At 46.9% G+C, this 23,972-nt stretch carries 26 protein-coding genes; 16 read left to right on the forward strand and 10 right to left on the reverse strand.

Annotated elements, in window-relative coordinates; genetic code table 11:
* Window positions 1-342 precede the first annotated feature (342 nt).
* Genes yclN through EFK13_RS02360 form a run of 4 tightly spaced genes read left to right on the forward strand, consistent with a single transcriptional unit; the run spans window position 343 to window position 3,960 of the window.
* Window positions 343-1,293, forward strand: coding sequence for a petrobactin ABC transporter permease YclN (yclN, locus tag EFK13_RS02345; protein WP_129506702.1), 951 nt, complete (start codon window positions 343-345; stop codon window positions 1,291-1,293).
* Complete coding sequence (yclO, locus tag EFK13_RS02350; RefSeq protein ID WP_129506701.1) at window positions 1,286-2,233, forward strand: petrobactin ABC transporter permease YclO; 948 nt, start codon at window positions 1,286-1,288, stop codon at window positions 2,231-2,233. Before yclN ends, yclO begins: the two co-directional genes overlap by 8 nt.
* On the forward strand, window positions 2,227-2,985 hold the full coding sequence (yclP, locus tag EFK13_RS02355; RefSeq protein WP_129506700.1) for a petrobactin ABC transporter ATP-binding protein YclP: 759 nt from the start codon (window positions 2,227-2,229) through the stop codon (window positions 2,983-2,985). Before yclO ends, yclP begins: the two co-directional genes overlap by 7 nt.
* 21 nt (window positions 2,986-3,006) lie before the next feature.
* Window positions 3,007-3,960, forward strand: coding sequence for a siderophore ABC transporter substrate-binding protein (locus EFK13_RS02360; RefSeq protein ID WP_129506699.1), 954 nt, complete (start codon window positions 3,007-3,009; stop codon window positions 3,958-3,960).
* A 45-nt stretch (window positions 3,961-4,005) separates the two neighbouring features.
* Here the strand turns inward: EFK13_RS02360 and EFK13_RS02365 are convergent, their stop codons facing one another.
* The 4 genes from EFK13_RS02365 to EFK13_RS02380 all read right to left on the reverse strand — a co-directional run bounded on the left by EFK13_RS02365 (window position 4,006) and on the right by EFK13_RS02380 (window position 7,538).
* Window positions 4,006-5,424 carry an MDR family MFS transporter gene (locus tag EFK13_RS02365; RefSeq protein WP_075750111.1) on the reverse strand — a complete coding sequence of 473 codons (1,419 nt, stop codon included), beginning with the start codon at window positions 5,422-5,424 and terminating at the stop codon, window positions 4,006-4,008.
* Window positions 5,425-5,443: 19 nt separating this feature from the next.
* A complete protein-coding gene (locus tag EFK13_RS02370) occupies window positions 5,444-6,322 on the reverse strand; it encodes a TetR/AcrR family transcriptional regulator (protein ID WP_129506698.1) in 879 nt (292 codons plus the stop codon).
* Between the two features lie 162 nt (window positions 6,323-6,484).
* The gene (nfsA, locus tag EFK13_RS02375) at window positions 6,485-7,234 is read right to left on the reverse strand and encodes an oxygen-insensitive NADPH nitroreductase (protein ID WP_129506697.1); all 750 of its coding nucleotides are present in this window, start codon (window positions 7,232-7,234) and stop codon (window positions 6,485-6,487) included.
* A 16-nt stretch (window positions 7,235-7,250) separates the two neighbouring features.
* Entirely contained in the window at window positions 7,251-7,538 is a 288-nt protein-coding gene (locus EFK13_RS02380) for a putative quinol monooxygenase (protein ID WP_003240208.1), read from the reverse strand.
* A 140-nt stretch (window positions 7,539-7,678) separates the two neighbouring features.
* On the opposite strand from EFK13_RS02380, the gene EFK13_RS02385 reads away from it, so the two are divergent.
* Window positions 7,679-7,993, forward strand: a complete 315-nt coding sequence (locus tag EFK13_RS02385) for an ArsR/SmtB family transcription factor (protein WP_010330808.1) — start codon at window positions 7,679-7,681, stop codon at window positions 7,991-7,993.
* Window position 7,994: 1 nt separating this feature from the next.
* On the opposite strand, the gene gabR is transcribed toward EFK13_RS02385, so the two are convergent.
* Window positions 7,995-9,434 carry a MocR-like transcriptional regulator GabR gene (gabR, locus tag EFK13_RS02390; protein WP_129506696.1) on the reverse strand — a complete coding sequence of 480 codons (1,440 nt, stop codon included), beginning with the start codon at window positions 9,432-9,434 and terminating at the stop codon, window positions 7,995-7,997.
* 105 nt (window positions 9,435-9,539) lie between these two features.
* Between gabR and gabT the strand changes: the two genes are divergently transcribed.
* The 4 genes from gabT (at window position 9,540) to gdh (ending at window position 14,098) form a co-directional block, all read left to right on the forward strand.
* Complete coding sequence (gene gabT, locus EFK13_RS02395; RefSeq protein ID WP_129506695.1) at window positions 9,540-10,850, forward strand: 4-aminobutyrate--2-oxoglutarate transaminase; 1,311 nt, start codon at window positions 9,540-9,542, stop codon at window positions 10,848-10,850.
* A gap of 68 nt (window positions 10,851-10,918) precedes the next feature.
* Complete coding sequence (gene gabD / locus EFK13_RS02400) at window positions 10,919-12,307, forward strand: succinate-semialdehyde dehydrogenase (RefSeq protein WP_129506694.1); 1,389 nt, start codon at window positions 10,919-10,921, stop codon at window positions 12,305-12,307.
* A gap of 123 nt (window positions 12,308-12,430) precedes the next feature.
* Entirely contained in the window at window positions 12,431-13,294 is an 864-nt protein-coding gene (gene glcU / locus EFK13_RS02405) for a glucose uptake protein GlcU (RefSeq protein ID WP_129506693.1), read from the forward strand.
* Between the two features lie 18 nt (window positions 13,295-13,312).
* A complete protein-coding gene (gene gdh / locus EFK13_RS02410) occupies window positions 13,313-14,098 on the forward strand; it encodes a glucose 1-dehydrogenase (RefSeq protein WP_129506692.1) in 786 nt (261 codons plus the stop codon).
* Between the two features lie 42 nt (window positions 14,099-14,140).
* Here the strand turns inward: gdh and EFK13_RS02415 are convergent, their stop codons facing one another.
* Genes EFK13_RS02415 through cutR form a run of 3 tightly spaced genes read right to left on the reverse strand, consistent with a single transcriptional unit; the run spans window position 14,141 to window position 17,001 of the window.
* Window positions 14,141-14,755 (reverse strand): YcnI family copper-binding membrane protein, encoded by a 615-nt coding sequence (locus EFK13_RS02415; protein WP_129506691.1) that lies wholly within the window; start codon window positions 14,753-14,755, stop codon window positions 14,141-14,143.
* 13 nt (window positions 14,756-14,768) lie between these two features.
* Window positions 14,769-16,394, reverse strand: a complete 1,626-nt coding sequence (ycnJ, locus tag EFK13_RS02420; protein WP_129506744.1) for a copper transporter YcnJ — start codon at window positions 16,392-16,394, stop codon at window positions 14,769-14,771.
* 34 nt (window positions 16,395-16,428) lie between these two features.
* Window positions 16,429-17,001: a copper uptake transcriptional regulator CutR gene (gene cutR, locus EFK13_RS02425; RefSeq protein WP_129506690.1), complete on the reverse strand. Its 573-nt coding sequence runs from the start codon at window positions 16,999-17,001 to the stop codon at window positions 16,429-16,431.
* Window positions 17,002-17,165: 164 nt separating this feature from the next.
* Between cutR and EFK13_RS02430 the strand changes: the two genes are divergently transcribed.
* The 6 genes from EFK13_RS02430 to sipU all read left to right on the forward strand — a co-directional run bounded on the left by EFK13_RS02430 (window position 17,166) and on the right by sipU (window position 22,531).
* Window positions 17,166-17,519 (forward strand): hypothetical protein, encoded by a 354-nt coding sequence (locus tag EFK13_RS02430; protein ID WP_129506689.1) that lies wholly within the window; start codon window positions 17,166-17,168, stop codon window positions 17,517-17,519.
* A gap of 166 nt (window positions 17,520-17,685) precedes the next feature.
* Window positions 17,686-19,116 carry a PTS mannitol transporter subunit IIBC gene (locus EFK13_RS02435; protein ID WP_129506688.1) on the forward strand — a complete coding sequence of 477 codons (1,431 nt, stop codon included), beginning with the start codon at window positions 17,686-17,688 and terminating at the stop codon, window positions 19,114-19,116.
* Between the two features lie 24 nt (window positions 19,117-19,140).
* Entirely contained in the window at window positions 19,141-19,572 is a 432-nt protein-coding gene (locus EFK13_RS02440; RefSeq protein WP_129506687.1) for a PTS mannitol transporter subunit IIA, read from the forward strand.
* Window position 19,573: 1 nt separating this feature from the next.
* Window positions 19,574-20,695, forward strand: coding sequence for a mannitol-1-phosphate 5-dehydrogenase (locus EFK13_RS02445; protein ID WP_129506686.1), 1,122 nt, complete (start codon window positions 19,574-19,576; stop codon window positions 20,693-20,695).
* 88 nt (window positions 20,696-20,783) lie between these two features.
* Window positions 20,784-21,848 carry a tartrate dehydrogenase gene (locus EFK13_RS02450; RefSeq protein WP_129506685.1) on the forward strand — a complete coding sequence of 355 codons (1,065 nt, stop codon included), beginning with the start codon at window positions 20,784-20,786 and terminating at the stop codon, window positions 21,846-21,848.
* A 119-nt stretch (window positions 21,849-21,967) separates the two neighbouring features.
* The gene (gene sipU, locus EFK13_RS02455; RefSeq protein ID WP_129506684.1) at window positions 21,968-22,531 is read left to right on the forward strand and encodes a signal peptidase I sipU; all 564 of its coding nucleotides are present in this window, start codon (window positions 21,968-21,970) and stop codon (window positions 22,529-22,531) included.
* A 55-nt stretch (window positions 22,532-22,586) separates the two neighbouring features.
* Here the strand turns inward: sipU and EFK13_RS02460 are convergent, their stop codons facing one another.
* On the reverse strand, window positions 22,587-23,195 hold the full coding sequence (locus EFK13_RS02460; protein WP_129506683.1) for a dienelactone hydrolase family protein: 609 nt from the start codon (window positions 23,193-23,195) through the stop codon (window positions 22,587-22,589).
* 84 nt (window positions 23,196-23,279) lie between these two features.
* Between EFK13_RS02460 and EFK13_RS02465 the strand changes: the two genes are divergently transcribed.
* Window positions 23,280-23,672, forward strand: coding sequence for a 3-hydroxyacyl-ACP dehydratase FabZ family protein (locus tag EFK13_RS02465; protein WP_129506682.1), 393 nt, complete (start codon window positions 23,280-23,282; stop codon window positions 23,670-23,672).
* A 35-nt stretch (window positions 23,673-23,707) separates the two neighbouring features.
* Here EFK13_RS02465 and EFK13_RS02470 read toward each other — a convergent pair whose 3' ends face one another.
* A complete protein-coding gene (locus tag EFK13_RS02470) occupies window positions 23,708-23,872 on the reverse strand; it encodes a hypothetical protein (RefSeq protein ID WP_064814604.1) in 165 nt (54 codons plus the stop codon).
* Window positions 23,873-23,972 lie beyond the last annotated feature (100 nt).

Here is a 23,972-nt window from a genome sequence, read left to right on the forward strand (position 1 = left end):
CTTATTATCTCTCTTTCAGTCCTGTAAATCAAGGGGTAATTTCTTTCTGGAATGAACATTTGTATTTTCCACAAGGAATGATGTCAGGTAAACTCACCGTCTACATGCGGTCTGAAGATAAATATGGTAAATAGCCTAACGATTTGGGATGGAAAATGGTTAGAATTATTAGTAAAATTGAATAAATGACTAGGTTAATATTTTGAAAGAATATTGACTAACATTAGAAAAATGGTAATATGTAAATGATAATGATAATCAATTACTATATGGCCATATTGTTTTGAGTCCTTGCGGAGTAGGAGATGCGTTCTTTTTGCTGTAAGGATGTAAGGAGGCAGCATGAAGCTACGTTACTTATTTATTCTACTTATCATACTAGCAGTCACATCTGTATTTATCGGCGTGGAAGATCTGTCGCCGCTTGATCTCTTCGATTTAAGCAAACAAGAGGCGTCAACGCTGTTTGCCAGCCGTTCGCCGCGATTGATCAGCATTGTCATCGCGGGCTTAAGCATGAGCATCTGCGGTTTGATTATGCAGCAGATCAGCAGAAACAAATTCGTGTCACCGACGACGGCGGGCACGATGGATTGGGCGAGGCTCGGCATTTTAATATCCCTGCTGCTGTTTACATCCGCCAGTCCTTTAATGAAAATGCTGGTTGCGTTTGTCTTTGCCCTTGCAGGAAATTTCTTGTTTATGAAAATCCTTGAGAGAATCAAGTTCAACGACACGATCTTTATTCCGCTTGTCGGTTTAATGCTCGGGAATATCGTCAGTTCAATCGCGACATTTATCGCATATAAATATGACTTGATCCAGAATGTGTCATCATGGCTTCAGGGAGACTTCTCTTTAGTTGTGAAAGGGAGATATGAGCTTCTTTATCTGAGTATTCCGCTCGTTATCATTGCCTATGTGTATGCGGATAAATTCACATTGGCCGGTATGGGAGAAAGCTTTTCTGTCAACCTGGGCCTGAAGTACAAACGGGTTGTGAACATCGGGCTCATTATCGTGTCCCTGATCACGTCTCTTGTCATTTTGACTGTCGGTATGCTTCCATTTCTCGGTTTAATCATCCCGAATATTGTATCGATTTACAGAGGAGACAATCTGAAGAATAGCCTGCCGCACACTGCGCTGTTGGGAGCGGTTTTTGTGCTGTTTTGCGATATATTGGGCAGAATCATTATCTTCCCTTACGAAATCTCGATTGGCCTGATGGTCGGAATCATCGGTAGCGGCATTTTCCTGTTTATGCTGTTAAGGAGAAAAGCATATGCGTAACCAGATAAAAATCGCGTTGCTCGTTGGTTTAGCTATTGTGTGTGTCGGCTTGTTTCTGTTTTATGACTTAGGCAATTGGGATTACACCCTGCCGAGAAGAATCAAAAAGGTCGCTGCCATTGTGCTGACAGGGGGAGCGATTGCGTTTTCGACCATGATCTTTCAGACGATTACGAACAACCGCATCCTCACGCCGGGCATCTTGGGCCTTGATTCTCTTTACATGCTGATTCAGACCGGCATTATCTTTTTGTTCGGTTCTGCCAATATTGTCATCATGAATAAAAACATCAACTTTATCATCTCTGTACTGCTGATGATATTGTTTTCCCTTGTTCTGTATCAGATCATGTTCAAGGGAGAGGGAAGAAATATCTTTTTCCTTCTGCTCATCGGAATCGTGTTTGGCACGCTGTTCAGCAGCCTGTCTTCCTTTATGCAGATGCTGATTGATCCGAATGAGTTCCAAGTGGTGCAGGATAAGATGTTTGCCAGCTTTAACAACATCAATACGGATTTGTTATGGCTCGCGTTCATCATCTTCCTGCTGACAGGCGTTTATGTCTGGCGTTTCACAAAATTTTTCGATGTGCTGTCGCTCGGACGCGAGCACGCCGTCAATTTGGGCATTGACTATGACAAAGTGGTGAAGCAGATGCTGATCGTGGTTGCGATTCTTGTTTCTGTTTCAACAGCGCTAGTCGGGCCGATTATGTTCTTAGGCCTTCTTGTCGTCAACCTGGCGAGAGAATTCCTGAAAACGTATAAGCATTCATACTTAATCGCAGGCTCCGTTTTCATCAGCATCATTGCGCTGGTCGGAGGGCAGTTTGTGATTGAGAAAGTGTTCACCTTCTCAACGACGCTGAGCGTCATTATTAATTTTGCCGGCGGGATTTATTTTATCTACTTGCTGTTAAAGGAGAATAAATCATGGTAGAGGTCAAAAATGTAAGCAAACAATACGGCGGGAAAGTTGTCCTTGAAGAGACGTCAGTCACGATTCAAAAAGGCAAAATTACCTCGTTTATCGGTCCTAACGGCGCCGGCAAAAGCACACTGCTGTCTATTATGAGCCGCCTGATCAAAAAGGATTCCGGCGAGATTTTCATAGACGGACAAGAGATTGGGGCTTGCGACAGCAAAGAGCTTGCCAAGAAAATGAGCATTCTGAAGCAGGCGAACCAAATCAATATCAGGCTCACCATCAAAGACCTCGTCAGCTTCGGCAGATTTCCGTATTCACAAGGCCGCCTGACAGAGGAAGACTGGGTTCATATCAATCAGGCGCTAGGCTATATGAAGCTGGAAGACATTCAGGACAAATATCTGGATCAGCTGAGCGGCGGACAGTGCCAAAGGGCATTTATCGCCATGGTCATTGCCCAGGATACAGATTATATTTTTCTGGATGAGCCGCTGAACAATCTGGATATGAAACATTCAGTTGAAATTATGAAACTGCTGAAACGGCTGGTGGAGGAGCTCGGAAAAACGATCGTGATCGTTATTCATGATATTAACTTCGCATCCGTCTACTCCGATCATATCGTTGCCTTGAAAAACGGCCGAATCATAAAAGAGGGGCCGCCTGAGGAGATTATTGAAACCTCTGTGCTTGAGGAAGTTTACGATATGACCATCCCGATTCAGACGATTGATCATCAAAGAATAGGTGTTTATTTTTCTTAATATATAGAAGAGGTGAAGAGCATGAAAAAGTTCGCATTACTATTCATCGCTTTGGTGACGGCAGTCGTCATTTCCGCATGCGGAAACCAAAGCACAAGCAGCAAAGGTTCTGATTCAAAGAAAGAGCAAATCACAGTAAAACACCAGCTGGACAAAAACGGCACAAAAGTGACGAAAAATCCTAAAAAAGTAGTCGTATTTGATTTTGGCAGCTTAGATACGTTAGATAAACTCGGTCTTGATGATAAAGTAGCGGGCCTTCCGAAACAAGCCCTTCCAAGCTATCTGTCTAAATTCAAAGATGACAAATACGCTGATGTCGGAAGCTTAAAAGAGCCGGACTTCGAAAAAGTGGCGGATTTAGATCCTGATCTGATCATTATTTCAGGAAGACAATCTGAGTCTTACAAAGAGTTCTCTAAAATCGCGCCGACGATTTACCTTGGCGTAGACACAGCGAAGTACATGGAATCATTTAAATCAGACGCTGAAACAATTGGTAAAATCTTCGATAAAGAAGAAGAAGTGAAAGATGAACTTGCAACAATTGACAACTCAATTGCAGATCTTAAGAAAAAAGCTGAAAAGCTGAACAAAAACGGTCTTGTCATTATGGCGAACGACGGAAAAATCAGCGCGTTCGGTTCTAAATCAAGATACGGCCTGATCCATGACGTATTCGGTGTGACACCAGCTGATAAAAAGATCAAAGCGTCTACGCACGGACAAAGTGTTTCTTACGAGTACATTTCAAAAACAAACCCTGATTACCTGTTTGTTATTGACCGCGGTACAGCAATCGGAGAAACATCATCTACAAAACAAGTCGTGGAAAACGATTATGTGAAAAACGTAAACGCAGTGAAAAATGATCATGTCGTCTACCTTGATTCTGCTACGTGGTACTTATCAGGAGGCGGACTTGAGTCTATGGCGCAAATGATTAAAGAAGTAAAAGACGGTTTAGAGAAGTAAAACCAAAAAGAGCCTGCGCTTAAAAGCGGGGCTCTTTTTTTATGGTCAGCGTGCCGGCTGCTGTTCGGCAGGGCGCTGAGGTTTCTTTAATGTGAATGAGAGAAGGAAGCCGACAAGTGCGATGCAGGCTGCCACGATAAAAGCGGCGTTCATGCCGTGCAGGGCGGCGTGCTTTATATTTGTCGTGCCTGCGTGAGCCGCCTGGTTGCTCATCACGGATACCAATAGGGCGGTTCCGATCGAGCCGCCGACTTGGCGAATGGTGTTGTTCATCGCTGTTCCGTGCGGGATCAGGTGGCGCGGCAGCGCGTTGATGCCGGCTGTCGTCACCGGCATCATGATCATGGCGGTGCCTAAGAGACGGACGGTATACAACACAACAATCCAAGCAAGCGATGTATGTTCGGTCAGCTGCATAAACGGCAGCGATGTCAGGAAGATAATGCAGAAACCGGCAATCGCCAGCCCTCTCCCGCCGACACGGTCAAAGATTCTGCCGATAAACGGTGACATGAAGCCCATGACAACGGCTCCCGGAAGAAGCATGAGCCCTGTATCAAAAGCTGTGACGTTTCTGACGTTTTGTGTATAAAGCGGCAGGATGGTTTCCGTACCGATCAATAATGCAAAGACAAGTGTTCCGAGCAGAGTTGTTAAGCTGAACACGCCAAACGTAAAGACGCGGAATTCGAGCATCGGTTTTTCAAGCTTCATTTGTCTAGTGATAAACAAGAGCAGTGAAATGACACCCACCAGCAGTGAAATCAAGACGGTTGAGCTGGTCCAGCCGTAAGAGCCAACGCTTGAGAAGCCGTACAGGAGGCCCCCGAATCCAAATGTCGAAAGGATCACTGATAAAATATCAATCTGTGTTTTTCTTAAAGTCGTCACATTCTTCATCAGGATGCTGGCAAGAATTAAATCTATTACAGCAAACGGAAGAATGATATAAAACAACGATCTCCAAGAGAAAGCTTCGACCGCCCATCCGGAAAGAGTCGGTCCGATCGCAGGCGCGAACGAGATGACCAATCCGACCATCCCCATGGCCTGGCCGCGTTTTTCAATCGGAAAGATCGTCAGGAATACGGTCTGCATGAGCGGCATCATAATGCCGGCTCCGGCCGCTTGAATGATACGCGCCGTCAGCAGAACAGGGAAGTTCGGCGCGAACGCTCCGACAATAGTTCCGGCAGTAAAAATGCTCATTGCTGTGATGAGCAGCGCCCGGCTCGTGAATTTCTCAATTAAAAACGCGGTAATCGGAATTAAAATCCCGTTGGTTAACATAAATGAAGTGGTCAGCCATTGCGCTTGGTTGGCATCTACATTGAAATCCCTCATGATATGGGGAAGTGCGGTAATTAACAGCGTCTGATTCAAAATCGCGACAAACGCCCCGGCTAACAAAATGCCGACAATGACAGAACGGTTAAAAGGTTTTGGTTCAATACTTGTGTTCAATACATATCCCTTCTTTTCTCTAAGTAATTAACAGTGTTTTTAACATCGAAACGGGCTGTGTTAAAACACCGGTTTGTTCCAGATAGCCAATCAGTGATTTGAGCAAAAAAGCGCGGGGTTCTTCCTTCTTCGCTTCCTCCTCCAGCATGGCGGCTGCGGATGCCAGTTCATCTACGTCATAGTCCGCGGCGGGCAGAGAAGAAATGCCTTTATGTAATTCCTTCAGGCTTTCCGACAATAGGGCTGATTTATCCTTTGGTTCGTAGGAGGATGCTGAATGAATATAAAGCTCGATGGCTTCAGGCGGAAGAAGAGACTGCCGGGTTTCTTTGTTTTTGACAATCTGATTGAGGGTGCTGATGATAAACTCTGCAATCGGGTTGAGCTCAAGCGGTTGTTCCTCTATTTTGATCAGCATTAAAAACTCACGCATCATGCCGTGAAGAATGATGACCAAATCCCACACAAACGGGAGAATGGCTTCTCCATACGCCTGGATCAGCGAATCGCGGTGCCAGCAGATAATCGTCGATCTGGTCTGATGGATATGCTGTTTGACCCGGTCATTATGCAGCTTGGGGTTTCCGTAGGTCAGCATATTGAAAAACTGCTGATTCCGCCTGAAGCCTTCCAGCTCCATTTTGACCTTTTGCGTCAATCGCTCCTCCGGTGTCAGCGCGGTATTTTCCTGGAGTCTTGAAGCCGCGGCCACCATTTGCCTCTGGTTAAATGACAGCAGCTCCAAAAGCAGATCTTCTTTAGATTGAAACAGCTTATATATTGAAGCTTTTGACATTTTGCATTCTTCCGCGATCGCCTGCATGGAAACCGACGTAAAGTCCTTTTCCGAAAAAAGCTTTCGCGCAGCTAGTATGATATCTGTTTTTTTATCAAGCATCTCATGGCTTCCTTCTTTCTTGAACATTAGAAAACCCATTGGTTCACAGAAAACCAATGAGTAACAATGAAAAAATTTTACCAAATAAACGAAATAGAAGTCAATGGATTTTAACCGGACAATTGAAAGGCCCGCCGGAAAATCCGACAGGCCGGGTGAGGCTTATTTTTCTACTTTAAATCCTTGTTTCTCAAGCATTTCACGGATATGCGGATAGTACAGGCGCTCATAATAGGCAGCGATACTCTGTGACCAGTTTCTTGTTTCTTTTCCGTTTGTCCGTTTATTCATGTACTCAGACATCTGTTCGTCGTATGCCTGAATGTGAGACGTCAGTTCATCCTGACTCAAATATGTTTCCTGATGATTGACCGCTTCCTGCGGTAAGCGCGGTTTTTTCGCCGAACGGTCGGCGGGATGCCCAATGACAAGGCCGGATAAAGGGAACACGTATTTCGGAAGCTCAAGCAGTTCGATCAGCTCTTGAGGGTTTCCGCGAACCGCACCGATCGGAACTGTGCCAAGTCCAAGTGACTCAGCCGCTGCTGTCGCGGTGCCGAGGGCGATACCAGCGTCTACTGCGCCGACAAGAACAGATTCTAAGCCATTTGTGATTTCCATTTTGATATCATTCAGATCCTCAAGCGCGATTTTGGTCCGGTTAAAGTCTGCGCAGAACAGCAGGAAAACAGGAGCCTGGTCAATCCAAGGCTGTCCGCCTGCCAGCTCGGAGATTTTCTTTTTGCGCTCTTTATCCTGCACTGTAATCACTGTCACTTGCTGCCCGTTAATAGAAGATGGGGCTGATTGCACTGCTTGAATGATTTGGTCCAATTGTTCCTGAGCTACAGGCTCATCTGTGTAGCTGCGAATCGAGCGGTGGTCTGTTAATGATTTTATGACTTCATTCATATGGGACACCCTTTCGTTACTCGCTAAGCTCTGTGCGGACAACATCAAGAGGAGCGCTCAGCAGTTCTTTTCCTTTTGCTACAAACCCTTGGAAATGCGCAGTTTCATTGTGGAATTTCATCGCTGCTTCATCTTTCCATTGTTCGAGCATTACAAATGTATTTTCTTCGCCTACTTTTTCAAATAAGTCGTATTGCGCGTTGCCTTCCTCAGCTCTTGAATGCTGAACAAGCGATTGCGCCTCACTCAAAAATTCCTCGCGTTTTTCTGGTTTTACTTTGATGTAAGCTTGTAATACGATCATGTCAATCTCCTCCATCGTTATGGTGAATTTATTGTTCGATTTTCATCGAACTAACTGTAACACGTATTCAAAATGAGGTAAAGGAAAAACCCTTATATAGTAAAATTGTCATTCTAATTGTTGTGTGATACATTTGTGTCATGAACATTCCAAACCATCCAGAAACAGAAACATTGCAGCTGACAAAGGTTCTTCACGCACTGAGTGATCCGCTTCGTTTAGAGCTCGTCAAGCAATTGGCTGAAGCGAAAGAAAAAACGTGCGGCACCTGTGCGGATGTGCAGGTTGCCAAATCGACCTTGTCGCATCATTTTAAAGTATTGAGAGAATCAGGCATCGCTCAAGTTCGCATAGAAGGAAAGCGCCGGTATTATTCGCTTCGCGCCGAAGACCTTGAAAAAGCATTTCCGGGCCTGCTTGAAGCCGTGCTGAATGTGGACCAGGACCGCTGGTGAATCAATCCCCTGTACCGGGGATTTTTTTATGTCCGTAAACAGCGTGGGAAAGCCTCTCGACACCCTCTTGAATGTCTTTTTCCTTCAGCCGTGCGAAGCCGATAATGAGAGCGGGCCTGCCTGTTTGCCCCTTGTTTTTCTTCAAAGCAAATCGGCTCATTCCGAAAATTTCAAGCTGCTGGCAGGCGGCGTGTGCCAGAATGTCTTGTTCGGTGCGCCTCGTATCAAATTCGGTAACAAAATGCAGTCCCGCATTTGCCCCTTTTACGGTAATCTTTCCGCTGAATTTTGTTTCTAAAGCGCTGATCAAGCGTTCTCTCTTTTCTTTATATTGCTGCTTCATTTTTTTTATATGCTTTTGGTATTCCCCGGACTCGATGAATTCTTGCAGGGCGAGCTGCGTCAGCGACGAGCACGTCTGCAGATCATAGCCCCGTTTTTTGTATGTCCTCAATAGCTCAGGCGGCAAAATCATATAGCTGATCCTTAAGCCGGGGAGAAGGGATTTTGAAAAGGTGCCCATATAAATAACGTTTTGAAAACGATCAAGGCTTTGAAGCGCCGGAATACTGTCTACATCATATGTAAATTCACTATCATAATCGTCTTCAATTATGTAGCGCTGCGGCTCCTCGGCTGCCCAGTTCAGCAGCTGAATTCTTCTGGATACAGGCATAATCGTTCCTGCCGGAAATTGATGCGACGGGGTCGTCACAAGCACATCAGGCTGCTGTCTGCTGATTTCAGCAATCGACATGCCTTTTTCATCCAGCGTGATTGTCTTCACCTGTTTTCCAGCGTTCTTCAATAGCTGGTACATGCGCCTGTAGCCGGGCTCCTCCATCGCATACACCGCTTCCTTAGGCAAAAGCTCGGTCAATAGCTGCATGAGCACCTGTGTGCCTGCCCCGATGACGATTTGTTCCGGCCGGCATTTTACGCCCCGCGTCAGGGAAATGAGCCTGGAGATAGCCGCTCTCACTTCATAAATCCCTTGTGGATGCGACATATCGCCGAGCATGTGGTATGAGCGGGAGATCGCTTTTTGTTCGCAGCGAAACCAGCTTTTGATCGGAAAATGGTCTGTATCGGAACTCATGTGTGAAAACGAAATCCAATCACTCTGATCGATATGAACCTCTTTCAGGTCGTCCGGCAGTGAAAACGGAGGGTGCTCCTCGACTGAAAACATGTCCAGCTTCTCCACGAAAAAACCCTTTCGCTCAATCGCGTATAAATATCCCTCAGCCAAAAGCTGCTGATAGGCTGCATTCACTGAATTCACGCTGACCTTCAGCTTCTCAGCCAGCTCTCGCTTGGAGGGAACCTTCGAGTGAGGCAGCAGATTGCGGCTGAGAATTTCTTTTTTCAGCTTTTGATAAATTTGCTGATAGATATAATCGGCTTGTTCTGAGCGATCGAGTGTGATTGTGATGTCCATATGCGGAGTCTCCTTCTGGTACCATCAAAAAGTTATAATTGGTACTTTTCATCATACCAAAAAGAAGTCAGAATGATAAGAAAATAACGACAGGGGGACATTCACATGAGTCAAACAACAGCAAGCATCACGACTGCCCAGTGGCAGCAAAAACGGGATCAATTCGTATCAAAAGGTGTAAGCAACGGCAACCGCAGTCTGGCGGTCAAAGGAGAAGGGGCTGAGCTGTACGATCTGGACGGCCGGAGATTTATTGATTTTGCAGGCGCCATCGGAACGTTAAACGTCGGACACTCGCATCCGAAGGTGGTTGAGGCTGTGAAGCGGCAGGCGGAGGAGCTGATTCACCCGGGCTTCAATGTCATGATGTACCCGTCTTATATCGAATTAGCCGAAAAATTGTGCGGCATTGCACCGGGCAGCCATGCGAAAAAAGCGATCTTTCTGAATTCAGGGGCGGAGGCGGTAGAGAACGCTGTGAAAATCGCCAGAAAGTATACAAAGCGCCAAGGCGTTGTCTCATTTACACGCGGGTTTCACGGACGCACGAATATGACGATGAGCATGACAAGCAAGGTAAAACCTTATAAATTCGGCTTCGGGCCTTTTGCGTCAGAGGTTTATCAAGCGCCGTTCCCCTATTATTATCAGAAGCCTGAAGACATGAGTGATGAAAGCTATGACGATATGATCATCCAAGCGTTCAATGATTTCTTTATCGCTTCAGTCGCGCCGGAAACGGTAGCGTGTGTCGTGATGGAGCCTGTACAGGGAGAAGGCGGCTTTATCATTCCTTCGAAACGGTTTGTGCAGCACGTCGCGTTATTCTGCAAGGAACACGGCATTGTGTTTGTGGCTGATGAAATTCAAACCGGTTTTGCCAGAACAGGCACTTATTTCGCGATTGAACATTTTGATGTTGTTCCTGATCTGATCACGGTTTCCAAATCACTTGCGGCGGGCCTGCCCTTAAGCGGTGTGATCGGCCGTGCGGAAATGCTTGATGCGGCAGCGCCCGGGGAGCTGGGCGGCACGTATGCCGGCAGCCCGCTCGGGTGCGCGGCGGCTTTGGCTGTCTTGGATATTATTGAAGAAGAAGGGCTGAATGAGCGATCTGAAGAAATTGGCAAAATCATCGAAGACAAGGCGTATGAGTGGAAACAAGAATTTCCTTTCATCGGTGATATCCGCAGACTCGGGGCAATGGCGGCACTCGAAATCGTTAAAGATCCTGAAACGCGTGAGCCTGATAAAGCGAAAGCCGCAGCGATCGCGGCGTATGCGAATCAAAACGGATTGCTTTTGCTGACAGCGGGAATTAACGGCAATATCATCCGCTTTCTGACACCGCTCGTCATCTCGGACGGTCTTCTGAATGAAGGGCTCAGCATCTTGGATGCGGGCCTGCGAGCTTAATCATTGGAAAGAAAACAGCTGGGTCTGCTATCATTTTAAGTAATCATGAAAAGAAAGGAATGTTCAATATGCCAGATCAATTAACGGTCTACAACCCGGCTACGGGCGAGGAGATCAAAACGATTCCTCAGCAATCAGCCAAAGAGGTAGAAGAAGCCATTGAACGTTCACATCAAGCGTTTAAAACGTGGTCTAAAACATCAGCGAACGAAAGAGCCTCTCTTTTGAAAAAATGGTATGAGCTGATTGTTGAACATAAAGAAGAACTTGCGGATTTAATTACAAAGGAAAACGGAAAACCATATCAGGAAGCAGTCGGCGAGGTGCTTTACGGCGCAGGCTATATCGAATGGTTCGCAGAGGAAGCGAAGCGTGTGTACGGAAGAACGGTTCCGGCTCCTACAACCGGTAAACGTATTGTTGTCACGCGCCAGCCGGTCGGCCCAGTTGCTGCTATCACGCCTTGGAATTTCCCGAATGCGATGATAACGCGCAAAGCGGCGCCTGCTCTTGCTGCCGGCTGTACGTTTATCATCAAGCCGGCACCGGACACACCGCTTTCTGCCTATGAGCTTGCGCGCCTCGCATATGAAGCGGGCATTCCAAAAGACGTTCTGCAGGTTGTCATCGGCGACGGAGAAGAAATCGGAAACGTGTTCACAAGCAGTCCGAAAATCCGGAAAATCACGTTCACAGGATCAACACCAGTAGGAAAAATTCTTATGAAAAACAGTGCGGACACCGTGAAGCACATCTCTATGGAGCTCGGCGGACATGCCCCGCTGATCGTGGATGAAGATGCGAACATTGAACTTGCCGTTGAACAGGCAATGATGTCCAAATACCGAAACGCGGGCCAAACTTGCGTATGTGCCAACCGCCTGATCATCCATGAATCCATCAAAGATGAATTTGCTGCGAAACTGAGCGAGCAAGTCTCTAAGCTAAAAGTCGGGAATGGATTAGAAGAAGGTGTGAACGTCGGCCCGATTATCAACAAAAGAGGCTTCGAAAAAATCGTCAGCCAAATTGATGATGCGGTTGAAAAAGGCGCGAAGGTTCTTGCAGGAGGCACGTATGACCGAAACGACGACAAAGGCTGCTACTTCGTCAACCCGACAGTGCTCGCCGATGTCGATACGTCCATGAATATCATGCACGAGGAAACCTTCGGCCCGGTTGCGCCGATCGTCACGTTCTCTGATATCGATGAAGCCATTCAGCTTGCCAACGATACACCGTACGGCTTGGCTGCTTACTTCTTCACAGAAAACTATCGCCGCGGCATCTATATTTCCGAGAATCTTGAGTACGGCATTATCGGCTGGAATGACGGCGGACCGTCAGCGGTTCAAGCGCCATTCGGCGGAATGAAGGAAAGCGGCATCGGCCGTGAAGGCGGATCGGAAGGCATCGAGCCGTACCTTGAAACAAAATATATGTCCATTGGTTTGTAAAAGAATATAAGCTCCTGAGAGCTGCCGGATCATCCGGCAGCTCTTTTTGTTGTTCCGGCGAATAAACCCATCAATTCCAGCCAAAATAACAGCAAATACATTTTGAAAGAAGGTTCCCCAACAATGGATTTATTATTGGCTCTACTCCCGGCTTTGTTTTGGGGGAGCATTGTTCTCTTCAATGTGAAATTAGGCGGCGGGCCTTACAGCCAGACACTGGGAACAACGATCGGGGCACTTATTGTGTCTATCGTTATTTACTTGTTTGTTCAGCCCGTTTTATCACTTCGCATTTTTATTGTAGGAATCGTATCCGGCTTGTTTTGGTCCCTTGGACAGGCGAACCAGCTGAAAAGCATTGAATTGATGGGTGTATCCAAAACAATGCCGATTTCCACCGGTTTGCAGCTCGTTTCAACCTCGCTGTTCGGTGTAATCGTATTTCGCGAATGGTCAACACCGATCGCGATTACGCTTGGCATTCTCGCTTTGATTTTTATCATTGTGGGAATCATCCTCACGTCATTGGAAGATAAGAAAGGCAAGAAAGAGGGAGAGCCAAGCAACTTGAAAAAGGGCATTTTGATTCTGCTTGTCTCGACACTCGGTTATTTGGTTTATGTCGTCGTCGCCAGATTGTTCAATGTGTCCGGATGGTCGGCGCTTTTGCCGCAGGCGATCGGGATGGTGGTTGGGGGGTTAGTTTTAACCTACAGACATAAACCCTTTAACAAGTATGCGATTAGAAATATTCTCCCGGGCTTGATTTGGGCAGGCGGAAATATGTTTTTGTTTATTTCTCAGCCGCGGGTCGGGGTCGCAACAAGCTTCTCCCTCTCGCAAATGGGAATTGTCATTTCTACGCTGGGTGGTATTTTCATTCTGCGTGAAAAGAAAACGAAACGCCAGCTCATTGCGATAGGCATCGGGATTGCACTAATTATTGCGGCCGCTGTGTTTTTAGGAATCGCCAAAACAAATTCATAACAATTGAGGAGGATGTATATGTATCCGGATTTAAAAGGAAAAGTCGTCGCCATTACAGGAGCCGCATCAGGTCTTGGAAAAGCAATGGCCATTCGCTTCGGCAAGGAGCAGGCGAAGGTAGTGATCAACTACTACAGTGATAAACAAGATCCGAACGAGGTAAAAGAAGCGGTTGTCAAGGCGGGCGGTGAAGCCGTTATCGTCCAAGGAGATGTCACGAAAGAGGAAGATGTAAAAAATATCGTACAAACCGCGATTAAAGAGTTCGGTACGTTAGATATTATGATTAATAACGCCGGCCTTGAAAACCCAGTGCCGTCTCATGAAATGCCGCTGAAGGATTGGGATAAGGTTATTGGCACGAACTTAACGGGCGCCTTTTTAGGAAGCCGTGAAGCGATTAAATATTTCGTGGAAAATGATATCAAGGGAAATGTCATCAACATGTCCAGCGTGCATGAAATGATTCCGTGGCCCCTATTTGTCCACTACGCGGCAAGTAAAGGCGGAATTAAGCTGATGTCAGAAACTTTAGCTTTGGAATACGCGCCGAAGGGCATTCGTGTCAACAATATCGGGCCAGGCGCGATCAACACGCCAATCAATGCCGAAAAATTCGCTGACCCTAAACAGAAGGCTGACGTCGAAAGCATGATTCCGATGGGATATATCGGAGAACCGGAGGAAATCGCAGCGGTGGCAGTGTGGCTTGCTTCGAAGGAATCCAGCTATGTCACAGGCATCACATTGTTTGCGGACGGCGGAATGACGAAATATCCTTCCTTCCAGGCGGGACGAGGTTAATCAAAAAAGCGACCCAGATATGACATCTGGATCGCTTTTTTATTAGGCGCGCTTTTTCTTTACAAGCGCGGCTACAGATAAAATAATAGCAGCCGCGGACAGCACAATCGCTGTGATATCGAGAGCTGATGAACCTGTGTCTTCGGAATCGTCTTCCGTTTTCGTAGCACCGTGCTCATCTGTTACTTGCTTTGCAGAAGTGATGTTCGTAATGGAATGAGGGGTATCCGCATCCTCGTCACCTGTCCACTCAACAATGCTGCCGTCTTTGTAATATTGGTATGCGTCCCAAGCGGCTTCCTCCGCTTTCTCAGGGTTTTTGGCAACAAAGGTAAACTGCTGGAACTGTCCTTCCTGAATGCCGCCGTCAGTCGCCTCCCATGTCACGGACACTGATTTGTCATCGTGTTTCTGGGTGGATACCTTCCAGCCTGGAATTGGCTCGTATTGCTGGAATTCCACATCCTTTGGCATTTTGAGGACGACCTTTGTTGTCGGCTGATTTTTTTCAGAAGGAACCTTCATCGTATACGTTTCCCAAGAGCCTGCAGCGGATTCAGCAGGTTTTACAGAAACGTGCGCGCTGGCAGGGGCCGTAAAGAATAGAAGAGAGCCGACAATAGCCGGGCATAGCGTGTATGCGATTTTTTTCAACATATCAAACACTCCTTTAATTGGTTTTTGTAAACATGATATTGATTTCGTTAAAGTCACCGGTCAGTCCGTGGACTTTGATCTTCCAGTTTCCCTTCTCATTAATGGACAGGTTTTCATCCTGGAAGACGCCTTTTGTTTTCTCTTTTAATTGAAACGTGCTTTTGTTTTCGCTGCCTGACAGGCCTGTTTTATAAATGGTTAACGTGATTTGCTGGATGTTTTTCACCGGTTCGCCGTTATGGTCGGTGACTCGCAGCTCAAATTCGTTTTTGCCGGGCTGGTTCGGGCTGATGCTGAGAGAAACGCTTTGCCCATTTTCAATCGCTTTGGTTTGATAGAACGGTTCCGGCGCCGGCTCAGGCGGGCTTGGCAGGCTTGTAAACACGGCCGCCGTGATTAAAACAGCGATGCCGATTGCCCATTCCGCTTTCAGTGTACGGCTGATTCCTGCGCGGCGCTGCTTTCTGGTGAGCAGAAAATGAATGGCGCCTAAAACCAGCATCAAAACAAACAGTCCGCTTTTCACTAAAAGAGCTTGTCCGTACGCTGTATGGAACAGTGAATCCATCGAACGAATGATGAAAAATCCATTGAGCAGGCCTGAAAACAAAATGACGCCGACCGCAGTGAGCGCCCACGGGGAGAAACGGCTTACCGTTTCCCATGCGAGCGTTTTGTCAGGCTGCCTCCATTCTTTTGCGAGGAGCAAAACGAGCGCCGCTACTCCGCCAACCCAGATGGAAGCGGAAGATAAATGAAGGAAATCCATCAAAATGCCGACCGTTTTTTCTTCAACGACAGCAGCATGCCCGGTAAACGCTTTGGCAAGCAGGAGACCGAAAAAGAAAATCAGCGGTGCTGTCCAATAGCCGAAGGACGCAAAGCGGTTTTTGCGTACCGCAGGGATCACAGACAGTGCAAGTAGCGCGTACAGCGCGGCTTGTATGATCCAAATGGTGCCGCCGGCTGTTTCAAACAGTGTTTCTCTGATGTAGCCCGGCTGGAAGGCGCTGCCCCAGCCGCCGCCCGCGTTCGCTTTTGTTTGAATCGGAAGCTGTAATAAAAGTGCCAGACCCAATGCGGTGATGGAGACGATCAGGATACGTCTCGTCCGTTTGGCGAGTTGTTCTGTTTTCCCCTTATACCAAAAGAGATGGAAGAAAATTGTCCCGATGAACAGAGATAAGGCTGTATACAGAATCGCCCGGTCTGCGGCGGCTGCAGGATTCAGCGCTGAACCGGCGGCTTTTTGGCTGCTGAATCCGCCGTCCGCTTTCCCGATGCTGAACGGAATGACGCCGGAAACAGGGTGCCCGTCCGCGGACACGGCATTCCATTCCGCTCTGTACACATCATGCGGCAGATTCTTTTTCAGCTTCACTGTCATGATGTGATTGTTGTCTTTTTTGATTTCGGTCTTATCCGTATCCACCCGGTCGCCGTTTGAATTAAAGACTTTAATGTAATGAAACCCTTCTTCAATCGGTTCATTAAATTCGATTTCCACCTGTGCGGGAGCGCTTTTTAATTCGCTGTTTTCCCCAGGTGAAGATGTAACAATATAGGCGTGAGCAAAGCTTGTTTTCGGCAGGAAAACAAGAAAAAGCAGAAGGATGATCCACCATCTGTTTCGCTTCATCACTCAGACACCACCTTCCGCTGTATATGTTGTGTTATTTCTTGGTGCAGGTGCAGCGTTTTTTTCTGTCTTGAAGCATGTCTTCCAGCGCCTGGTCGAAGGTGCGGACGGCTCCGCCGAATCCTTTTTGAAACCGTTCGGCATGGTCGAGTGTCGCAAACGGAATCGCCTGCGGCTGGCAGCAGTGCAGGTTTAATTCCGCATTGACGACGAAATAAGCCGAACTAGCACTGACTGTTGTGTGTAACAGAAAATCTCTGCAAATCAAGTGTGAAACCTCTTCTGTTTTATCTGCGTAGCGCAAAAACGCACAATGTGCGCAGCATAGCTGTTCAATGTCTTGGTTTACCGTAATCAACTGAACCGAATAGGCCTGATTGACCGGCTTCAGGCAATAGCTGCACATATGATCCGCTTGAGGTGTTTGGGCTGGGAGCGTGATGCCGCCGGCCGTTTTCATGACCTGATTTGACTGAACAAGCTGGTTGACATCTCTGTATACCGTCATTTCCGAAACGCCGAATTTTGCGCTGATGTCAGAAATTCTGAGCGCGCCTTCTTCTTTCAGCCACTTCAGGATATGTTGCTGTCTATTAATCGGAAGCATTCATACATCCCCTCCATTAATGTCTATTTAAGCGTAGAGGATTTTAGAGACAGAGACAAGTACACTGATGATAAAAAATGTGAAAATGTGTTGAACAGCAACAAAACGAAACAGAAGGGACTCTGGTATAATAGACATATGGAATGGAAAGTGAGGAATACCCTATGAAAGAAACACGATGCCCGAACTGCGGCAAACCTTTGACAGGCGACATGGTCAGATCGTCAAATGTGCCTTGTCAATTTCGCTGCGGACACTGCCGGGAACGGCTTTATGAATATAAAGTATCAGCTCCGATTATGCTGGTGTCATTAGCAGTGATCGTGCTGCTTATTTATCTTTTGCTGCTCCTCCGCAATGCGGTTGGCTCAATGGTACCGGCCGTACAGCACGTGCCGATGGCTATATTTGCGCTTGTGTGCGCGTATCCCGTCTTTATTGTGAGTGAGCGGATGATCGCCAAGCACGTCATTCAAAACGGCAACATTATTTATAGAGGAAAGAGAAAAGGCTCCTGATATCAGGAGCCTTTTTATTTTTAAAAAAATGTCACACCCATGTGCCAAAGTCCTCTTTACTTTCAATTGTATAGGTACTGTAAGCGTTTTAACATAGAGTCAAAGGGAAGCAAAATTCTCTGAATCTATTTTTATAACTTACAGCGACAACGAGGAGGGTTTATATATGCAGCAAGAACAGCAAGGCGGCATGAAAGTGAAAGTGCAGCGCTTCGGCAGTTATTTGAGCGGAATGATTATGCCGAATATCGGTGCGTTTATCGCGTGGGGCATCATTACCGCACTGTTTATTCCGGCGGGATGGTTTCCGAATGAACAGCTGAATACACTTGTCAGCCCGATGATCACATATTTATTGCCGCTTTTGATAGCGTATACAGGCGGAAAAATGATTTATGACCACCGCGGCGGAGTCGTCGGTGCGACAGCGGCAATCGGGGTAATTGTCGGCTCGGATATTCCGATGTTTTTAGGTGCAATGATTATGGGGCCGCTTGGCGGTTACCTCATTAAACAGACTGATAAATTGTTCAAGGATAAAGTCAAACAAGGCTTTGAAATGCTGATCAATAACTTTACGGCAGGGATTGTCGGCGCGGCTTTAACGATTCTCGCGTTTTACGCCATCGGCCCGGTTGTACTGACGTTAAACAAACTGCTGGCGGCCGGTGTGGAAGTCATTGTACACGCTAATTTATTGCCTGTAGCCAGCGTTTTTGTGGAGCCGGCGAAAGTGCTGTTCCTCAACAACGCCATTAACCATGGAATCTTAAGTCCAATCGGAATCGAGCAGGCATCCCAAACGGGAAAATCGATCCTGTTCTTAGTAGAAGCAAACCCTGGGCCGGGGCTCGGCATTTTGCTGGCGTACATGTTCTTCGGCAAAGGTTCTTCAAAATCAACGGCTCCCGGAGCGGCGATCATTCATTTCTTTGGCGGGATTCACGAGATTTACTTCCCGTACATTTTGATGAAACCGGCCCTGATCCTGGCGGCCATTGCCGGCGGAGCAAGCGGACTCTTGACGTTCACGATCTTTCATGCCGGACTTGTCGCAGCAGCGTCACCGGGAAGCATTATCGCATTGATGGCGATGACGCCAAGAGGAGGCTACTTCGGCGTATTGGCGGGTGTATTGGTCGCTGCAGCTGTTTCGTTCATCGTATCAGCAGTGATCCTGAAATCCTCAAAAGCAAGCGAAGAGGACCTTGCTGCCGCAACAGAAAAAATGCAGTCCATGAAAGGGAAGAAAAGCCAAGCGGCCGCTGCTTTAGAAGCGGAGCAAACGAAAGCTGAGGAAGCGTCTGAGCTGTCTCCTGAAAGCGCAAACAAAATTATCTTCGCATGTGATGCGGGAATGGGATCAAGCGCCATGGGGGCATCCATCTTACGAAACAAAGTGAAAAAGGCGGAGCTTGATATAAGCGTGACCAACACGGCCATTAACAATCTGCCAAGTGATGCGGATATTGTCATCACCCATAAAGATTTAACCGAACGCGCGAAAGCGAAGCTGCCGAACGCGACGCACATATCTGTAGACAACTTCTTAAACAGTCCGAAATACGACGAGCTTCTTGAAAAGCTTAAAAAGTAATCTCATAGAAAGAGAGTGATACACATGCAAGTACTCGCGAAGGAAAATATTAAACTCAATCAAACGGCATCATCAAAAGAAGAAGCCATCAGACTGGCAGGCCAGACGCTGATTGATAACGGCTATGTGACAGAAGATTACATTGGCAAAATGTTTGAACGTGAGGAAACGTCTTCTACTTTTATGGGGAATTTCATTGCGATTCCCCACGGCACAGAAGAAGCCAAAAGCGAGGTTCTTCACTCGGGGATCTCAATCATACAGATTCCAGACGGTGTCGAGTACGGAGAAGGCAACACGGCAAAAGTGGTATTCGGCATTGCCGGCAAAAATAATGAGCATTTAGACATTTTGTCTAACATCGCTATTATCTGCTCAGAAGAAGAAAATATTGAACGCCTGATTTCTGCTAAAAGCGAAGAAGATTTGATCGCCATTTTCAACGAGGTGAACTGACATGATCGCCTTACATTTTGGTGCGGGAAATATCGGGAGGGGGTTTATCGGCGCGCTTCTTCACCACTCCGGCTATCATGTGGTGTTTGCGGATGTGAACGATACGATGGTCAGCCTTCTCAATGAAAAAAAGGAATACACAGTGGAGCTGGCAGAAGAGGGTCATTCATCAGAGGTGATTGGCCCGGTCAGTGCCATCAATAGCGGCGGCGAGCTTGAGGAACTATATCGGCTGATCGATGAAGCCGCGCTCATCACAACGGCTGTCGGCCCGAACGTGTTAAAACTGATTGCGCCGTCAATCGCCGAAGGCTTAAGACGAAGAAACCCTGCAAACACACTGAATATCATTGCCTGCGAAAATATGATCGGCGGCAGCAGCTTTTTGAAGAAAGAGATATACAGCCACTTAACGGAAGCAGAGCGGGAATCCATCAGTGAAACAGTTGGATTTCCGAATTCCGCCGTTGACCGGATCGTGCCGATTCAGCACCATGAAGACCCGCTGAAAGTATCAGTTGAACCATTTTTCGAATGGGTCATTGATGAATCAGGCTTTAAAGGGGAAAAGCCGGCTATAAACGGCGCACTGTTTGTTAATGATTTGACGCCGTACATCGAACGGAAGCTGTTTACGGTCAATACCGGACACGCGGTGACAGCGTATGTCGGCTATCAGCGCGGACTCAAAACGGTAAAAGAAGCAATTGATCATCCGGAAATCCGCCGTGTCGTTCATTCGGCGCTGCTTGAAACCGGTGACTATCTCATTAAAGCATATGGCTTTAAGCAAGCCGAACACGAACAATATATCAAAAAAATCATCGGACGCTTTGAAAATCCATTCATTACGGACGATGTAACCCGCGTGGCGAGATCGCCTCTCAGAAAATTGGGAGAGAATGATAGACTCGTAAGCCCGGCAAAGAAAATAAAAGAGCCGAACGCACTTGCCGAAGGAATTGCCGCGGCACTGCGCTTTGACTACACCGGTGATCCGGAAGCGGTTGAACTGCAAGCGCTGATCGATGAAAAAGGATACAGCGGTGTGCTTCAAGAGGTGTGCGGCATTCAGTCTCATGAACCGCTTCATGCCATCGTTTTAAAGAAACTGAATCAATAACCGGACCCGTGACAGCATGTCACGGGCTTTTTTTACCATCTCGCAATCTAGTATAATAGAAAACGCTTACGATAACAGGGGGAGGAGAATGGCAATGAAACAATTTGAGATTGCGGCGATACCGGGAGACGGAGTAGGAAAAGAGGTTGTGGCGGCTGCTGAGAAAGTGCTTCACACAGCTGCTGAGGTGCATGGGGGTTTGTCATTCTCATTTGCGTCTTTTCCATGGAGCTGTGATTATTACATGGAACACGGCGAAATGATGCCTGAAGACGGAATACATACGCTTACTCAATTTGATGCGGTTTTCTTGGGAGCGGTCGGAAATCCGAAGCTGGTTCCCGATCATATTTCATTATGGGGGCTCCTGCTGAAGATCCGGAGGGAGCTTGAGCTTTCTATTAATATGAGACCGGCCAAACAGATGGCGGGCATTACGTCACCGCTTCTGCATCCAAATGATTTTGACCTCGTGGTGATTCGCGAAAACAGTGAAGGCGAGTACAGTGAAGTCGGCGGGCGCATTCATAGGGGCGATGATGAAATCGCCATCCAGAATGCCGTATTTACGAGAAAAGCGACAGAGCGCGTGATGCGCTTTGCCTTCGAATTGGCGAAAAAACGGCGCGGCCATGTGACTAGTGCGACAAAGTCTAATGGCATCTATCACGCGATGCCGTTTTGGGATGAAGTCTTTCAGCAGACTGCCGCTGATTACAGCGAAATCGAAACGTCATCCCAGCATATTGATGCGCTGGCCGCTTTTTTTGTGACGCGTCCGGAAACGTTTGACGTCATTGTGGCGAGCAATCTGTTCGGTGATATTTTAACCGATATCAGCTCAAGCCTGATGGGAAGCATCGGTATTGCGCCGTCTGCGAACATCAATCCATCCGGCAAATATCCGTCCATGTTCGAACCGGTTCACGGCTCAGCTCCCGACATTGCCGGCCAGGGCCTTGCCAATCCAATCGGCCAGATTTGGACAGCAAAGCTGATGCTTGACCATTTCGGAGAGGAAGAACTGGGAGCAAAGATCCTGGATGTGATGGAACGAGTCACGGCTGACGGCATCAAAACTCGTGACATTGGCGGAAAGAGCACAACGGCTGAAGTCACTGACGAAATCTGTGCGCGTTTAAGAAAACTGTGATGAAAAAGGCCGGGGCAGATGGCTGCCCCGGCCAATCAATTTCCACAAAAGACTAACCAAGAAGATCCAAATGTTGTATAATAACTTGGAATTCTTAGGAAGGTATCGGGTGAAGGAAGTTGAATGCAAAAACAATCACGTTAAAGAAAAAAATAAAAACCAGATGGATCATTGTACTCAGTATCGTTTTTATCGCAGCGCTTATTTTTACGATTAGAATGGCGTTTTACAAGCCCTTTCTCGTTGAAGGCTCATCAATGGCTCCAACGCTTAATGACTCAGAAAGAATCCTGGTGGACAAAGCAGTCAAATATACAGGCGGTTTTCACAGAGGCGACATCGTAGTCATTCATGACAAACAGAGCGGCCGTTCATTTGTCAAACGTTTAATCGGCTTGCCCGGGGACAGCGTTAAAATGAAGAATGATCAGTTATACATAAATGATAAAAAAGTGGAAGAACCGTACCTAAAGGAACAGAAACAAGAGGTCAAAGAGTTGGGTGTAACCTTAACGGGTGACTTCGAGGTTGAGGTTCCTTCCGGCAAATATTTTGTAATGGGAGATAACCGTCTCAATTCGATGGATAGCAGAAACGGAATGGGCATGCCTTCTGAGGAAGATATCATTGGTACTGAATCTCTGGTCTTTTATCCGTTCGGTGAGATGAGACAAGCGAAATAAAAACACACAGCATCGGCGAACAGAGCGCAACGGCTGAAATCACTGATTGCGCGCTTTAAGAAAACTTTGATGATACAGGGCGGGGCAGTTTTTCTGCCTCGTTTTTGATGATGGAAAGCGTTTTGAAGAGAAGTGCCCTGTCAAAAGTATCTGAATCAGGATTGGCGAAGCCGTGAAGAGCATCGAATTGATAAATCTCCAAACGAGGCTGCTGTTTTTCCCGCAGTTTTTTGATGAGAAGCGAAACGTCAAAAGACGGTTCATATGAAGGGAAAAACAATAGAACCGGGCACACCGGCACGTGATAAAGAGAATCGCGTATCCGGGAACCGTAATAGCAAACAGCTCCGCTCACCTCGGGCATACTGCTGCATTTCCATGCGATCGTAGCGCCTGCGCTGAATCCGATCACAAAAATGGGCCGTCCAGCGTTTTGCCTAATCAAGTTCTGAATAAGGGTTTCTCCCGTTTTCAGCCGTTCATGTTTTGTAAACTGTTCGTATGCGGTTTTTTCCTCTTGCAGAGTGTAGACCTCACCATCCCCAAGCAAATTAGGTGTCATCACATCATAACCGGCCATTTTGATCAGCCGGGCCATCTTTTTCATATGACTGTTTATACCATATATTTCATGTGCGAGAATGACGAGCGGTTTTTGTGACATAACGGTCTCCTTTTTCGTTTTTTCCATTATATCCTATCACTCAGCTATAGGCTGATATATAATAGTCAAAAAAGGAGAAATACAATGAACTCATTATCTTTGCCTCACCGCTATCCGTTTTTATTGATTGACGGCGTGACGGAAAGTGAGCCCGGCAACCGTGCAACAGCTTATAAGTTAATCAGTGAAAACGACTGGTTTATCACTGACACGCAAACAGAAATGCCGTTTTCACTCGTGATTGAAGCACTTGCGCAAACCGCGGCTTTTACAGGGATTACAGATGAGAACAGCTTGGGCTTATTATCTTCCGTGAAAAAAGCGGAAAAGCTGGGCGCGGCCATACCCGGCGACCGGCTTGATCTTACGTTTGAAGTCACGCGCAATCGGCGCGGGTTTGTGTTTGGACATGCCAAGGCGTCAGTCGGCGGGCAGCCTGTTGCTGAAGCTGAAATCGGCATCTATATTGAAAAATGAAAAAAACCCTTCACAACGATTTGTGAGGGGTTCTATTATTTCGTATCGTAATCCCGTTCGCTCTGTGAGTGATCTCGTTGCTGCCGTTTGTGTTTTTCATCATTCATGTTTTCCTTCAGCTCTTCATTCGGAATCGGATCGGTTAAGTCATTGTGTTCGGGGTTTTCATTTGGTTTGTTTTGCTGTTTTCTTTCTGTCATGTTTGATCACCTCACCGTTTGTTTTCCTCTTATCAGTGCGCCTCAAACATGTGAAATCGCTTTTTTGTTCCGCTGGGTATAATGTATTAGAATAGAAAGA

It is taken from the genome of Bacillus cabrialesii (genome assembly GCF_004124315.2).
GTDB lineage: Bacteria > Bacillota > Bacilli > Bacillales > Bacillaceae > Bacillus > Bacillus cabrialesii.